The 13364-nt window shown below is 59.4% G+C and carries 15 protein-coding genes; 1 reads left to right on the forward strand and 14 read right to left on the reverse strand.

Annotation, left to right across the window (positions count from 1 at the left end; translation table 11 throughout):
* Positions 1-15: 15 nt before the first annotated feature.
* From GIR22_RS21165 to ccoN (GIR22_RS21220), 12 genes are all read right to left on the reverse strand, one after another.
* Entirely contained in the window at positions 16-555 is a 540-nt protein-coding gene (locus tag GIR22_RS21165) for a FixH family protein (protein ID WP_154745220.1), read from the reverse strand.
* Positions 556-570: 15 nt separating this feature from the next.
* On the reverse strand, positions 571-1986 hold the full coding sequence (gene ccoG, locus GIR22_RS21170) for a cytochrome c oxidase accessory protein CcoG (RefSeq protein WP_154745221.1): 1416 nt from the start codon (positions 1984-1986) through the stop codon (positions 571-573).
* A gap of 207 nt (positions 1987-2193) precedes the next feature.
* Entirely contained in the window at positions 2194-2604 is a 411-nt protein-coding gene (locus tag GIR22_RS21175; protein WP_154745222.1) for a type II toxin-antitoxin system VapC family toxin, read from the reverse strand.
* Entirely contained in the window at positions 2604-2858 is a 255-nt protein-coding gene (locus tag GIR22_RS21180; protein WP_154745223.1) for a type II toxin-antitoxin system Phd/YefM family antitoxin, read from the reverse strand. The genes GIR22_RS21175 and GIR22_RS21180 overlap by 1 nt, the downstream gene beginning before the upstream one ends.
* A gap of 176 nt (positions 2859-3034) precedes the next feature.
* Positions 3035-4000, reverse strand: a complete 966-nt coding sequence (gene ccoP / locus GIR22_RS21185; RefSeq protein WP_154745224.1) for a cytochrome-c oxidase, cbb3-type subunit III — start codon at positions 3998-4000, stop codon at positions 3035-3037.
* Positions 3997-4182, reverse strand: coding sequence for a CcoQ/FixQ family Cbb3-type cytochrome c oxidase assembly chaperone (locus tag GIR22_RS21190; RefSeq protein WP_003175465.1), 186 nt, complete (start codon positions 4180-4182; stop codon positions 3997-3999). The genes ccoP (GIR22_RS21185) and GIR22_RS21190 overlap by 4 nt, the downstream gene beginning before the upstream one ends.
* A gap of 5 nt (positions 4183-4187) precedes the next feature.
* A complete protein-coding gene (ccoO, locus tag GIR22_RS21195) occupies positions 4188-4796 on the reverse strand; it encodes a cytochrome-c oxidase, cbb3-type subunit II (protein WP_009042961.1) in 609 nt (202 codons plus the stop codon).
* Positions 4796-6238, reverse strand: coding sequence for a cytochrome-c oxidase, cbb3-type subunit I (gene ccoN / locus GIR22_RS21200; protein ID WP_154745225.1), 1443 nt, complete (start codon positions 6236-6238; stop codon positions 4796-4798). Before ccoN (GIR22_RS21200) ends, ccoO (GIR22_RS21195) begins: the two co-directional genes overlap by 1 nt.
* A 518-nt stretch (positions 6239-6756) precedes the next feature.
* Entirely contained in the window at positions 6757-7680 is a 924-nt protein-coding gene (ccoP, locus tag GIR22_RS21205) for a cytochrome-c oxidase, cbb3-type subunit III (RefSeq protein ID WP_154745226.1), read from the reverse strand.
* A complete protein-coding gene (locus GIR22_RS21210; protein ID WP_154745227.1) occupies positions 7677-7895 on the reverse strand; it encodes a cbb3-type cytochrome oxidase subunit 3 in 219 nt (72 codons plus the stop codon). Before GIR22_RS21210 ends, ccoP (GIR22_RS21205) begins: the two co-directional genes overlap by 4 nt.
* Positions 7896-7898: 3 nt before the next feature.
* Complete coding sequence (gene ccoO / locus GIR22_RS21215) at positions 7899-8507, reverse strand: cytochrome-c oxidase, cbb3-type subunit II (RefSeq protein ID WP_154745228.1); 609 nt, start codon at positions 8505-8507, stop codon at positions 7899-7901.
* Positions 8508-8517: 10 nt separating this feature from the next.
* Positions 8518-9942 carry a cytochrome-c oxidase, cbb3-type subunit I gene (gene ccoN / locus GIR22_RS21220; RefSeq protein ID WP_154745229.1) on the reverse strand — a complete coding sequence of 475 codons (1425 nt, stop codon included), beginning with the start codon at positions 9940-9942 and terminating at the stop codon, positions 8518-8520.
* A 79-nt stretch (positions 9943-10021) separates the two neighbouring features.
* Here ccoN (GIR22_RS21220) and GIR22_RS21225 point away from each other — a divergent pair, with 79 nt between their 5' ends.
* Complete coding sequence (locus GIR22_RS21225) at positions 10022-10714, forward strand: alpha/beta family hydrolase (protein WP_154745230.1); 693 nt, start codon at positions 10022-10024, stop codon at positions 10712-10714.
* 111 nt (positions 10715-10825) lie between these two features.
* Here the strand turns inward: GIR22_RS21225 and GIR22_RS21230 are convergent, their stop codons facing one another.
* Positions 10826-12391, reverse strand: coding sequence for a methyl-accepting chemotaxis protein (locus GIR22_RS21230; protein WP_154745231.1), 1566 nt, complete (start codon positions 12389-12391; stop codon positions 10826-10828).
* A gap of 97 nt (positions 12392-12488) precedes the next feature.
* Positions 12489-13280, reverse strand: a complete 792-nt coding sequence (locus tag GIR22_RS21235; RefSeq protein ID WP_154745232.1) for a CPBP family intramembrane glutamic endopeptidase — start codon at positions 13278-13280, stop codon at positions 12489-12491.
* Positions 13281-13364 lie beyond the last annotated feature (84 nt).

The following is a 13364-nucleotide window of genomic DNA, read 5'->3' on the forward strand; positions in this document are numbered from 1 at the left end:
AAATAACGCAGGCTATTATTTTTTCAGGTCTTCAGCACCCTGCAACGGCTCATCACCCAGTAGCAAGTCCTTGCCGTGGCTGACGTCTTCCTCTTCGAACAGACGCCAGGTTTTGTCATCCTGTATCCCCAGCAGTTCAACGAAGCGTCGGCCTTCGATCTTGTCGGGCAGTTGGCCGATATAGCGGCCTTGCTCGCTTTGGCTGAGAGCGAGGGCAACCTTGCGGTCTTTCTCGGGCTGGGTTGGTGAAATCAGGTTCAGTTCCAGGCTTCCGGGTGCGCTGGCACCGCTCAGGCGCAGCTCGACTTCACCGGTCAGTTCATCCAGATGGACAGTCGCACGCATTTGCAGGGTCTGGGCCAAGCGCTCACGGTCCAGCGAGCGGTTGATGCCTTTGCCGGCCTCATAGTAGTTGTCGTTGACCAGGTTGTCCGGATTGTTCACCGCGATGGTCACCATGGTCAACGTCAAGGTCACCGAGCAGGCCAGGATACCAATGATGATCCAGGGCCAGAGATGCTTGTACCAAGGGCTTGCGACAGTAGCTACGGGCATTGTGCTGCTCTCTTTTTAACGAATCTGTGGGCCGATGAACCGGCTCTTGGCTTCAATGTGGACGCTGTCGTCATCGGTATCCTTGAGGATGAATTTCACCTCGTTGGTGCTGGACGGCAATTGCTCCGGCGCGCTGGACAGCTCTACCGGCATGGTGAAGATTTCCCCGGCGGCAACCTTGACTTCACGCTTGCCTTGCAGCTTGAGGTCCGGCAGCCCCGAGGCTTCCAGCACGTAGGTGTGGTCGCGTTGGTCCTTGTTCATGATCTTGAGGCTGTAGACGTTTTCGATCCGCCCTTCGGCGTTCTCGCGATACAGCACACGGTCCTTGCTGATGTCGAAGCCTACCAGCGAACGCATGAAGAACGCTGTCGCCAACAGGCTGATCATCGCCAGCAGTACCAGGGCATAGCCGATCAGGCGCGGGCGCAGCTTGTGGGTTTTCTGCCCCGACAGGTTGTGCTCAGTGGTGTAGCTGATCAGGCCGCGAGGGTATTCCATCTTGTCCATGATGTTGTCGCAGGCGTCAATGCAGGCCGCGCAACCGATGCATTCGACCTGCAGGCCGTCGCGGATGTCGATGCCCGTGGGGCAGACCTGCACGCACATGGTGCAATCGATGCAATCCCCCAGGCCCTGGGCTTTGTAATCGATGCCTTTTTTACGCGGGCCACGGGCCTCACCACGGCGTGGGTCGTAGGAAACAATCAGGGTGTCCTTGTCAAACATCACGCTCTGGAAACGCGCATAGGGGCACATATAGATGCACACCTGTTCGCGCAGCCAGCCGGCGTTGCCGTAGGTGGCGAGGGTGAAGAAGCCGATCCAGAAATATGACCAGCCATCGGCCTGCCCGGTGAAAAACTCGAACACCAGTTCCCGAATTGGCGAGAAGTAACCGACAAAGGTCATGCCGGTGACAAAGCCGATGATCAGCCACAAGCTGTGCTTGCTGAGTTTACGCAGGAACTTGTTGGCGCTCATCGGCGCCTTGTCCAGCTTGATGCGTTGGTTACGGTCACCTTCAGTGACCTTTTCGCACCACATGAAGATCCAGGTCCACACGCTCTGGGGGCAGGTATAGCCGCACCAGATCCGTCCGGCGTACACGGTAATGAAGAACAGGCCAAACGCCGAAATGATCAGGATTCCCGACAGCAGGATGAAATCCTGAGGCCAGAAGGTCGCGCCAAAAATGAAGAATTTGCGCTCCGGCAGGTTCCACCAGACGGCCTGATGACCGCCCCAGTTCAGCCATACCGTGCCGAAGTACAAGAGGAACAGCCCGGCGCCGCCGAACATTCGCAAATTGCGGAACAGGCCGGTGAAGGCACGGGTGTAGATTTTCTCCCGCGAGGCGTAGAGATCGACGGTGTTGCTTGAATTTTTGGCAGGCGGGGTAACGTCTTGTACCGGAATCTGGTTACTCATCATTGCATCCCACGGCAGTGGAGATTTGCCTCGGCCAGTACGTGCCAACCGGGGTCAAAAATAGGCTATTGCAGTGGCGTAATGATACGCCTGTAGTGCTGGTGAACGGGTGCGACCTTTGGTCGCGTTGGGGGAAATCAATTGATGGTGTAAATGACTTGAATCAATTGACAGGTGAAGTATGGACGGTTTTCCGGGGGGTGCAGGTCATTCATCCCAGGGGTTTATCAGTACAACGCCGCTGGTTTGGAAATCGGCGATGTTGCGGGTGACCACTGTCAGGCCGTGAACCAGAGCGGTCGCTGCGATCAGCGCATCACCTTCGTTGGCGCGATCGGGTACATGCAGGCTGGCACAGCGCAGTGCTACGGCGGCATCAATCGGCAGGATTCTGGCGTCGAAGGCGGGCATGACATGACGCTTCAGCCAAGTGCGCAGTACCTTCCCCTGCGCGGGATCGCGCCGTTCCATTCGAAGCACGCCGGTCTCCAGCTCTTTCAAGGTAATGGCCGAAATGTACATGCGGGGCGCGGCCACGGTTCTGGCCCAGGCGACGACATTTTTGTCGGCCTGGGGCTTACGCAGTTCGGATATGACGTTGGTGTCGAGCAGGTACATCAAGAGAGGTCCACGGGTCGATGAATAATCACGGCACGCTCGGTTTCAAATTCGATATCCGCCGCTTCTGGCATCACCAGCAGGTCAACGATGTCGACGTTGATGCCTGTGAGTTTTTGGTACTCCTCAATGCTTAGCAGTACATGAGCAGGCTTGCCTCGATCCGTGATGAAAACCGGCCCCTGGCGGGCGGATTTTTTGGCACCGCTTGTGTCCTGGTTGAATTCACGGCTGGAAATGGTGGTGATGGGCATAGGGCGCCTCCCAGGAATTGGGCTGAATGTAGTTACGTTACTACGCTGCAATTGTAAGCTGCAAGCTTCAAGTTACAAGCGGTCGATATGCTTGTAGCTTACGGTTCCGCAAAGAAAAAGCCCCGCCAGCATTACGCTGTACGGGGCTTTTTTTCCTGCAGCTTGCAGCTTAAAACTTACTCCTGCTCTTTCTGCGACAGGCTGTAAACGTAAGCCGCCAGCAAGTGCACCTTGTCGTTGCCTTGCAGGTGCTCTTGTGCAGGCATCTGGCCCTGGCGGCCGTAGCGGATGGTTTGCTGCAACTGGGCGAAGCTTGAACCGTAGATGAACGCGCCCGGGTGGGTCAGGTCAGGTGCGCCCATCGCTGGGGTGCCTTTACCGGTCGGACCGTGGCAGGCCACGCAGTTGGCGGCGAAAAGTTTTTCGCCGTTGGCCAGGTCTGCCTTGGCGCCTTCCGGCAGTTTGCGGCCATCGAGGTTGCTTACGACGAAACCGGCGACATCGGCTACACCTTGCTCGCCAATGACTTCGGCCCAGGCCGGCATCACCGCATGACGGCCGCCCATGATGGTGGCTTTGATGGTTTCCGGTTCGCCGCCCCAGCGCCAGTCGGCGTCGGTGAGGTTAGGGAAGCCGTAGGCACCCTTGGCATCGGAGCCGTGGCATACCGAGCAGTTGGAGGCAAACAGGCGGCCACCCATCTTCAAGGCTTGTGGGTCCTTGGCCACTTCTTCGATCGGCATCGATGCGAACTTGGCGAAGATCGGCCCGAACTTGGCGTCCGACCTGGCCATTTCCTTTTCCCACTCATGCACGCCGGTCCAGCCGGTCTGGCCGTTGGCAAACGGGGTTTGCTTGTCGTTGTCGAGGTAGGCGTAGCCTGGTAGCAGGCCTTTCCAGTTGCCCAGGCCCGGGTACAGCGCCAGGTAACCCAAGGCGAAGATGATGGTGCCGACGAACAGCATGAACCACCATTTCGGCAGCGGGTTGTCGTATTCCTCGATCCCGTCGAACGAGTGACCAACGGTTTCGTCCGTTTGCTCGGCTCGCTGGCCCTTGCGGGTCGACAGCAGCAGCCAGGTCAGGGCGAAAATGGTACCCAGGCTGAGGACTGTGACGTACAGACTCCAGAACGTAGTCATTCTTTGTTACTCCTAGAAGCTTGCTCGACGTGCTTGATGGCTTCGGGATCGTCCGCAAAGGGCAGCAAGGTTGCGTCTTCAAACTCCGACTTGCGCTTGGGGCTGAATACCCACAACGCCAGACCGATAAAAGCCACCATCACCACGACGGTGCCCAGGCCACGAATCATCCCGATATCCATCCAGATCACCGTTTGCTTTTGATGATGGTACCCAGGCCTTGCAAGTAGGCCACCAGCGCATCCATTTCGGTCTTGCCCTTCACGGCATCCTTGGCACCGGCGATGTCTTCATCGGTGTAAGGCACGCCCAGGGTGCGCAAGACTTCCATCTTCTTCGCGGTGTCCTTGCCGTCGAGCTTGTTTTCCACAAGGAACGGGTACGCCGGCATTTTCGACTCGGGTACTACGTTGCGCGGGTTGTACAAGTGCGCGCGCTGCCAGTCATCGGAGTAACGACCGCCAACACGGGCCAGGTCTGGACCAGTACGCTTGGAACCCCACAGGAACGGGTGATCCCAGACGCTTTCACCGGCGACCGAGTAGTGGCCGTAGCGTTCGGTTTCGGCGCGGAACGGACGGATCATCTGCGAGTGGCAGCCGACACAACCGTTGGCGATGTAGACGTCACGGCCTTCCAGTTCCAGGGCCGTACGCGGCTTCATGCCTTCCACCGGCTTGTTGGTCACGTCCTGGAAAAACAGCGGAACGATCTGGGTCAAGCCGCCAATACTCACGGCGATGACCATGAAGAAGGCCAGCAGGCCGATATTCTTTTCTACTGCTTCGTGCTTCATCAGTGAGCTCCCACAACGGCAATCTTGGCGGCGGCTTCAGCTTCTGCAGGGTCACTGGCACGCACGGTGCGCCAGACGTTGTAGGCCATGAACAGCATGCCGCTGGCAAAGAACGCACCACCGATGGCACGAACGATGAAGCCAGGGTGGCTGGCTTGCAGCGCTTCGACGAAGGAGTAGGTGAGGGTGCCGTCATCGTTGATCGCGCGCCACATCAGGCCCTGGGTGATGCCGTTGACCCACATGGATGCGATGTACAGCACGGTACCAATGGTGGCGAGCCAGAAGTGGGTGTTGATCAGGCTGACGCTGTGCATCTGCGCCCGTCCGAACAGTTTCGGGATCATGTGGTACAGCGCGCCGATGGAGATCATCGCGACCCAACCGAGGGCGCCGGCGTGTACGTGGCCGATGGTCCAGTCGGTGTAGTGGGATAGTGAGTTGACAGTCTTGATGGCCATCATCGGGCCTTCGAAGGTCGACATGCCATAGAACGCCAGCGAAACCACCAAAAAGCGCAGGATCGGGTCGGTGCGCAGCTTATGCCAGGCCCCCGACAGGGTCATCATGCCGTTGATCATGCCGCCCCAGCTTGGCGCCAGCAGGATGATCGACATGGCCATGCCCAGGGACTGGGCCCAGTCCGGCAACGCGGTGTAGTGCAGGTGGTGAGGGCCGGCCCAGATGTACAGAGTGATCAGTGCCCAGAAGTGCACGATGGACAGGCGATAGGAGTAGATCGGGCGCTCGGCCTGTTTCGGCACGAAGTAGTACATCATCCCCAGGAAGCCGGTGGTGAGGAAGAAGCCCACGGCGTTATGGCCGTACCACCACTGGATCATTGCATCGGTCGCACCGGAATAAGCCGAGTAAGACTTGAAGAAGCTCACCGGCAGGGATGCATGGTTGACGATGTGCAGCATCGCGGTCACAACGATAAACGCACCGTAGAACCAGTTGCCCACATAGATGTGCTTGGTCTTGCGCTTGACGATGGTGCCGAAGAACACAATGCCGTAGGTAACCCAGACGATCGCCAGAAGAATGGCAAGGGGCCATTCCAGTTCCGCGTATTCCTTGGTGGTGGTGAAACCCATTGGCAGGGTGATGATGGCGCCAACGATAACCGCTTGCCAGCCCCAGAAGGTGAAGGCGGCGAGGCCATCGGAAATCAGTCGCGTCTGGCAGGTTCGCTGCACGACATAGTAGGAAGTGGCGAACAATGCACAGCCACCGAAGGCGAAGATCACCAGGTTGGTGTGCAGCGGGCGCAGGCGTCCAAAGGTCGTCCATGGCAGGTCGAAGTTCAACTCCGGCCAGACCAGTTGCGAGGCGATGAAGACACCGAGCCCCATGCCAAGGATCCCCCAGACCACCGTCATGATGGCGAACTGGCGGACTACCTTATAGTTATAAGCAGTCGGACTGATTGCTGTGCTCATTCTAAGGTTCCACGGTTTAGGTTTTTTTATAGGGTGAAAATCGGTCGCAAGTATGGAGAAAGCAGGGTGCCATTGCAACGCAAGGGTGACCTGCGTCAATGCGTTCCAAACCAGATTCTGCGCCCTTTCCATGTTTGGCGTAAGGACAAAATCCAAAATGAAAAGCTGACGAGTTGGACAGGAAAATTGGAGAGTCGAAGGTACTTGTAACTGGGTGTGATTAAACAGACTGTTCGGAGGACGGAAGGCCAGTGGCACGACAGCCGGTAACTACCAGCCTTTGCGCCTGTCACCCTGCAGAAATATTCAACCCATCGAGTGCAAGTCAGCCGTCGACCAGCCAAAACCAGCCCACTGTGGGAACAAGCGTAGACCCGAATGACGGGAGGGGAAAGTCAGGCTTTAGCCGGGTGCGACAATGGGTCGCAAAGGGGCCGCTTTAAGCGGCAAGCTACAAGCTGCACGGAAAAGCACTGCAAGATCCGAGTGGGGGGAGTTCTTCACTTGCAGTTCACCCCTTATCTCTGCTCCGCCTGCGACAGGCTGTAGACGTAGGCCGCCAGCAAGTGCACCTTGTCATTGCCTTGCAGCACTTCCTGGGCGGGCATCTGGCCCTGGCGGCCGTGGCGAATCGTCTGCTGCAACTGCGCCAGGCTGCTGCCGTAGATGAAGCCGCTCGGCTGGGTCAGGTTCGGCGCCCCCATGGCTTCGACGCCATGGCCATCCGGCCCGTGACAGGCCACGCAGGTGGTCTGGAGCGCCACTTGGCCAGCCGTCAGGTCCGCTGTGCTGTTGGCCGGCAATGGCAGCTTGGCCAGCTCATGACGCACATAGGCGGCGACGTTTTTCACGCCGTCTTCGCCCAGCACTTCACCCCAGGCGGGCATCGCCGCATGGCGGCCCTGCAGGATGCTTGCCTTGATGGCTTGTGCCGAGCCTCCCCAGCGCCAGTTGTTGTCCGCCAGGTTCGGGAAGCCGTAGGCGCCCTTGGCATCCGAGCCGTGGCACACCGCACAGTTGGAGGCAAACAGGCGGCCACCCATTTTCAGCGCTTGCGGGTCTTTGGCGACTTCTTCCACGGGCATGGCCGCGAATTTGGCGAAGATCGGCCCGAACTTGGCGTCGGCCCTGGCCATTTCCTTGTCCCACTCCTTGGTTTGGCTCCAGCCGTCTTCATAGCCTGGCAACACGCCTTTCCAATTGCCCAGGCCCGGATAGAGGATCAGATAGCCGACGGCAAATACCAGGGTGCCGGCGAACAACATGAACCACCATTGCGGCAGTGGGTTGTCGTATTCCTCGATCCCGTCGAAGGCGTGGCCCATGGTCTGGTCGACGCTGCCGCGGGTTTCGCCCTTGCGGGTGCCGACCAACAGCCAGGTCAGGCCGACCAGGCTGCCGAGGGTCAGTACACAGATCCATGTACTCCAGAAGGGGGTCATGGCCGAATGCTCCTTGTTGCAGGCTCTTCTTGAGCCTCGGATGGGGTGCCGGGGGCGGCAGGCGCGGGTTCATCGGCAAGGGGCAGCCAGCGTGCCTGCTCGAATTGCGCGTTGCGCCGGGTGCTGAACACCCAGAGCGACAGGCCGATGAAGGCAATGGCGACTACCAGCGTGCCGAGGCCGCGGATGGTTCCAGCATCGAATTCAAATCCCATGGCTCACCTCTTGCTCTTGATGGCAGTGCCGAGCACTTGCAGGTATGAAACCAGTGCGTCCATTTCGGTCTTGCCCTTGAGGGTTGCCACCGCGCCGACGATGTCGTCATCGATGTACGGCACGCCAAGGGTGCGCATCACCTTGAGCTTGGTCTCGGTATGGTTGCTGTCGACCTGGGCGGTGACCAACCACGGATAGGCCGGCATCTTCGATTCCGGCACCACGTTGCGCGGGTTGTACAAGTGCGCGCGGTGCCAGTCATCGGAGTAACGACCGCCAACACGGGCCAGGTCCGGACCGGTACGCTTGGAACCCCAGAGGAACGGGTGATCCCAGACGCTTTCACCGGCCACCGAGTAGTGGCCATAGCGTTCGGTCTCGGCGCGAAAGGGGCGGATCATCTGCGAGTGGCACTGTACGCAGCCTTCGCGGATATAGATGTCGCGGCCTTCCAGTTGCAGCGCGGTATAGGGCTTCATGCCTTCCACCGGCGTGTTGGTGACGTCCTGGAAGAACAGCGGGACGATCTGCGTCAGGCCGCCGATGCTTACGGCGAGTACCATCAGCAGCATCAGCAGGCCGACGTTCTTTTCAATCGTTTCGTGTTTCATCACAAACTCCTCAGGCCATTTGCGTCGCAGCGGTGATGTCGGCAGGCTGCGCCGAACGCACGGTGCGCCAAGTGTTGTAAGCCATCAGGAACATGCCGCAGAGGAAGATCGCCCCGCCCACCAGCCGCACGATGAAGCCTGGGTGGCTGGCCACCAGGGTTTCGACGAAGGAGTAAGTCAGCGTGCCGTCTTCGTTGACTGCACGCCACATCAGGCCCTGGGCGATGCCGTTGACCCACATCGAGGCGATATAGAGCACCGTGCCGATGGTGGCGAGCCAGAAGTGCGCGTTGATCAGGCCGAGGCTGTACATCTGCTCGCGACCGAAGACCTTCGGGATCATGTGGTACAGCGCGCCGATGGAAATCATCGCCACCCAGCCAAGTGCGCCGGCGTGTACGTGGCCGATGGTCCAGTCGGTGTAGTGGGACAGGGCGTTGACCGTCTTGATCGCCATCATCGGGCCCTCGAAGGTCGACATACCGTAGAACGCCAGGGACACCACTAAAAAGCGCAGGATCGGGTCGCTGCGCAACTTATGCCAGGCACCCGACAGGGTCATCATGCCGTTGATCATGCCACCCCAACTCGGAGCCAGCAGCACCAGCGACATCACCATGCCCAGGGACTGTGCCCAGTCCGGCAGCGCGGTGTAGTGCAAGTGGTGAGGGCCGGCCCAGATGTACAGAGTGATCAGTGCCCAGAAGTGCACGATGGACAAGCGATAGGAATACACCGGGCGCTCGGCCTGCTTGGGCACGAAGTAGTACATCATTCCCAGGAAGCCCGCTGTGAGGAAGAAGCCTACAGCGTTGTGCCCGTACCACCACTGCACCATGGCATCCGTCGCACCGCCGTACAGCGAGTAGGACTTGGTCAGGCTGACCGGGATTTCCAGGTTATTGACGATATGCAGGATGGCCACGGTGAGGATAAACCCACCGAAGAACCAGTTCCCGACATAGATGTGCTTGGTAGTGCGCTTGGACAGGGTGCCAAAGAACACAATGGCGTAGGCCACCCATACGATGGTGATCAGGATATCGATCGGCCATTCCAGCTCGGCGTACTCCTTGGAGCTGGTGTAGCCCAATGGCAAGGTGATCGCCGCCAGCACAATCACCAACTGCCAGCCCCAGAAGCAGAACGCGGCGATTGCGGGAGCAAATAAGCGGGTCTGGCAGGTCCGCTGCACCGAGTAAAAAGAGCTGGCAAACAAGGCGCAGCCCCCAAAGGCGAAGATCACCGCGTTGGTGTGCAACGGGCGCAATCGACCGAAACTGGTCCAGGGCAGGTTGAAGTTGAGCTCGGGCCATACCAACTGGGCCGCGAGAAAAACTCCGAGCCCCATGCCGACGATGCCCCACACCACCGTCATAATGGCGAATTGGCGGACCACCTTGTAGTTATAGGCGGTACTTAAAGTAGTGTTCATGGTTCCCCATCCACGGTTCAACCCAAGCAGATACGACACTTGGGCTGGAGTTATAGGCAGACTAAAAAGCGAGGTAAGCATGGGCAAAGAGCACAAGGCCGGTATTGACGGGGATCAATGGGCGCAGTGTGTACGGGAGCGGGGTTGGTTGTGGAATGCCGCGTCAGGCGCACTCCTGGATGAACCCGTGACGCTGATTCTGGCCCATGGTGCCGGCGCGCCAATGGACTCGGGCTTTATGAACGACATGGCTGCACGTCTTGCCGGCCATGGTGTGAACGTGTTGCGCTTCGAGTTTGCGTACATGGCCCAGCGCCGCCTGGACGGTGGCAAGCGTCCGCCCAATCCGGCGTCCAAACTGCTTGAGTGCTGGCGTGAGGTGTATACCGAGGTGCGACGTCATGTCGCTGGGCGTTTGGCCATTGGCGGCAAGTCCATGGGCGGTCGGATGGCCAGTTTACTGGCGGATGAGCTGGGCGCTGAGGGGCTGGTGTGCCTGGGGTATCCGTTTTATGCAGTGGGCAAGCCGGAAAAACCTCGGGTCGAGCATCTGGCCGGATTGAAGGCGCCGACCTTGATCGTTCAAGGCGAGCGGGATGCCTTGGGGAATCGGGCGGCGGTAGAGGGCTATGAGCTGTCGCCAAGTATCGAGGTGATGTGGCTGGTGGCGGGGGATCATGATCTGAAGCCGTTGAAGGCGTCGGGGTTTACCCATGAGCAGCATTTGGAGGCGGCGGCGGTGAAGGTGGCTGAATTCCTGAAATCCTTGTAGCAGCTGCCGAGGCACGAGGCTGCGATAAGGGCCGCAGGCCCTTCAGCAGTTTCAAGGCCCCGACGACTGCTGCGCAGCCGATTGCAGGCTGCGCCAGCGGTTACAGGTGTGTTACCGGTTAAACCGTTCCACCAGCGAATACTGGGTGTTGGCCGTATGGGTCAGCTCCTCACTCAACTGCGACGATTTCAGGGCTTGTTCCGACGTCTGATCCGCCAACTGTGCAATGGTGCTGATGTTGCGGCTGATCTCTTCGGCCACCGAGCTTTGCTCCTCGGTAGCAGCGGCGATCTGGGCGGTCATGTCGGTGATATGCGCCACCGCCTCACTGATCCCCACCAGCGCCTGGTCCGCTTCCATCACCCGTGCCACGCCTTCTTCAGCCTGGCGATGCCCGGCGTCCATGGTCTGCACGGCGGCGCTGGCAGTCTGCTGCAGCTTGGCGATCAGCGCATGGATCTGCCCGGTCGACTCGCTGGTGCGTTGGGCCAGTTGTCGCACTTCATCGGCCACCACCGCAAAGCCACGTCCCATCTCACCGGCACGGGCCGCTTCAATGGCTGCGTTCAAGGCCAGCAAGTTGGTCTGATCGGCAATACCCTTGATCACATCCACCACGCCGCCGATTTCGTTGCTGTCCTTGGCCAGTTGGGTGACAGTCATGCCGGTTTCGCCGACGGCGACCGAAAGGCGTTGAATCGCCTCGCGGGTTTCCCCGGCGATATCACGGCCACGCCCGGTCAGGCGATTGGCTTGCTGGGTGGCATCGGCCGTGCGCTGCACATGGCTGGCAACTTCCTGGGTGGTAGCTGCCATCTGATTGATCGCCGTGGCCACTTGTTCGGTTTCCACCCGCTGGCGCTCCAGGCCACTGGAGCTGTTATGGGCCAGGGTGCTGGACTGCACGGCCTGGGCGTTGAGGTGTTCAGCCGTGTCTTGCAAGCGCGTAAGACACGTCTTCATGCGTGCCTCCTGGCTGAGGATCGACATCTCCAGGCGCGCCTGGGCGCCGCGACTGTCGGTGTACATCTGCGCGATCAACGGGTCGGACGTGGTCTGCTCGGCCAGGCGTAACAGACGCTTGAGTCCGCGCTGTTGCCAACTCAAGCCCAGCAGGCCCAGTGGCACCGACAGCGCGGCTGCCAGGGCAAAGCCCCAGTGGGAGTCGAGCCAAATGCTGATCAGGAAACTCAGTTGGCTGACCAGGATAAACGGCAGCCAGTCCTGCAGTACCGGCAACCACTTGTCACTGCTCGGAATCGCCGACTTGCCCTGGTTGATACGCTGGTACAGCGCCTCGGCGCGACGGATCTGCTCGGCGGTGGGCTTGACCCGCACCGACTCGTAGCCAACCGTCTGATTGCCATCGAAAACCGGCGTCATATAGGCGTTGACCCAATAGTGATCGCCATTCTTGCAGCGGTTCTTGACGATGCCCATCCATGGCAAGCCTTGTTTGAGCGTGGACCACATGTGTGCGAACACCGCCGCAGGAACGTCCGGGTGGCGAACCAGGTTGTGCGGCGCGCGCAGCAACTCGTCATGGGAAAACCCACTGATTTCGACAAAAGCGTCGTTGCAGTAAGTGATTACGCCTTTGACATCAGTGGTGGAGATCAACCGTTGCTGCGCGGGGAAGGTGAGTTCGCGCTGGGTAACGGGTTGGTTATTACGCATGGTTGTTCAATCCGCAAGGCTTTGACAGGTTGTCGACCGTTGCGGGGTTTTATTTAACTTTTTTTGCAGTAATTGTGATCGCTTGATAGGCCGGCGGTTATCCCGCCAGCATCGGGTAGGTAAACAGTGCAAAGTGCAGCAGATTCAAGCCGAAATGCGTGGCAATCGCCGCGCCCAGGCCACCGAAGCGATAGGCCAGGCCATAACCGACGCCAGCAATGGTCGCCAGTAAGGTCCACTGCCAGCCCGCGCCCAGATGAACCAGGCCGAACAGCAACGATGCCAGCAACAGCGCCAGGTTTTCCCCATAAGGCAGTGGCTTGAAGCGCCGGCTCAACCCGCCCTGGATATACCCCCGAAACAGCGCTTCTTCGACCAATGTCACCAACAGCAGGTTGTTCAGCACCCACAGCCACGCCTGTTCCGGCCATTTTGGCGCCCAACTGATAATCCCCAGCAGCAGCGCACCGCCCAGAGCTGCGATGGCAGTCAGTGTCAACGCCATGGCTGCAGCGTAGATCGACAGGCGCAAGGAGCGACGGGCAACGATCCATGGGCACGCCAGCAGCAGCCAGAAGCCGATCAGCGGTTTGTCCTGGTTCAGGTACATCGAGAAGGGCACGGCGTCGGCGGTAAAGCGTTGTGGGTCGATACCGCGACCGTTGTAGAAACCAGGCAGCCAATGCATCGCCAAACCCAGGGCCAGCACTATGAACAGGCCATGGCCGAGGTAACGCGCCCACGGGTTTCGCTGTTGACGTACGGCAAAGCCGGCGACCAGCAGCAGGGCGATTGAGATGGCTGCCAGCAGACCCAGTTGCCCGTAGGTCAGTGCCAGTACATAGCCGATGGAAAGAAGCGCCAGGTATAACCAAGGCCGAGCAGGCATGAGCAGTCCTTGTGACGGTAAACAGCGCGGCATTATAACGACAGTGGCCCTGCGTCCAAATGAAAACACCGCCCCAAGGCGGTG

Source organism: Pseudomonas karstica, assembly GCF_009707515.1.
GTDB classification, from domain to species: domain Bacteria; phylum Pseudomonadota; class Gammaproteobacteria; order Pseudomonadales; family Pseudomonadaceae; genus Aquipseudomonas; species Aquipseudomonas karstica.

Coding starts and splice junctions, on each gene's coding strand:
- GIR22_RS21165 (WP_154745220.1), bottom strand. CDS start 555: ATGCCCGTAGCTACTGTCGCAAGCCCTTGGTACAAGCATCTCTGGCCC.
- ccoG (WP_154745221.1), bottom strand. CDS start 1,986: ATGAGTAACCAGATTCCGGTACAAGACGTTACCCCGCCTGCCAAAAAT.
- GIR22_RS21175 (WP_154745222.1), bottom strand. CDS start 2,604: ATGTACCTGCTCGACACCAACGTCATATCCGAACTGCGTAAGCCCCAG.
- GIR22_RS21180 (WP_154745223.1), bottom strand. CDS start 2,858: ATGCCCATCACCACCATTTCCAGCCGTGAATTCAACCAGGACACAAGC.
- ccoP (WP_154745224.1), bottom strand. CDS start 4,000: ATGACTACGTTCTGGAGTCTGTACGTCACAGTCCTCAGCCTGGGTACC.
- GIR22_RS21190 (WP_003175465.1), bottom strand. CDS start 4,182: ATGGATATCGGGATGATTCGTGGCCTGGGCACCGTCGTGGTGATGGTG.
- ccoO (WP_009042961.1), bottom strand. CDS start 4,796: ATGAAGCACGAAGCAGTAGAAAAGAATATCGGCCTGCTGGCCTTCTTC.
- ccoN (WP_154745225.1), bottom strand. CDS start 6,238: ATGAGCACAGCAATCAGTCCGACTGCTTATAACTATAAGGTAGTCCGC.
- ccoP (WP_154745226.1), bottom strand. CDS start 7,680: ATGACCCCCTTCTGGAGTACATGGATCTGTGTACTGACCCTCGGCAGC.
- GIR22_RS21210 (WP_154745227.1), bottom strand. CDS start 7,895: ATGGGATTTGAATTCGATGCTGGAACCATCCGCGGCCTCGGCACGCTG.
- ccoO (WP_154745228.1), bottom strand. CDS start 8,507: ATGAAACACGAAACGATTGAAAAGAACGTCGGCCTGCTGATGCTGCTG.
- ccoN (WP_154745229.1), bottom strand. CDS start 9,942: ATGAACACTACTTTAAGTACCGCCTATAACTACAAGGTGGTCCGCCAA.
- GIR22_RS21225 (WP_154745230.1), top strand. CDS start 10,022: ATGGGCAAAGAGCACAAGGCCGGTATTGACGGGGATCAATGGGCGCAG.
- GIR22_RS21230 (WP_154745231.1), bottom strand. CDS start 12,391: ATGCGTAATAACCAACCCGTTACCCAGCGCGAACTCACCTTCCCCGCG.
- GIR22_RS21235 (WP_154745232.1), bottom strand. CDS start 13,280: ATGCCTGCTCGGCCTTGGTTATACCTGGCGCTTCTTTCCATCGGCTAT.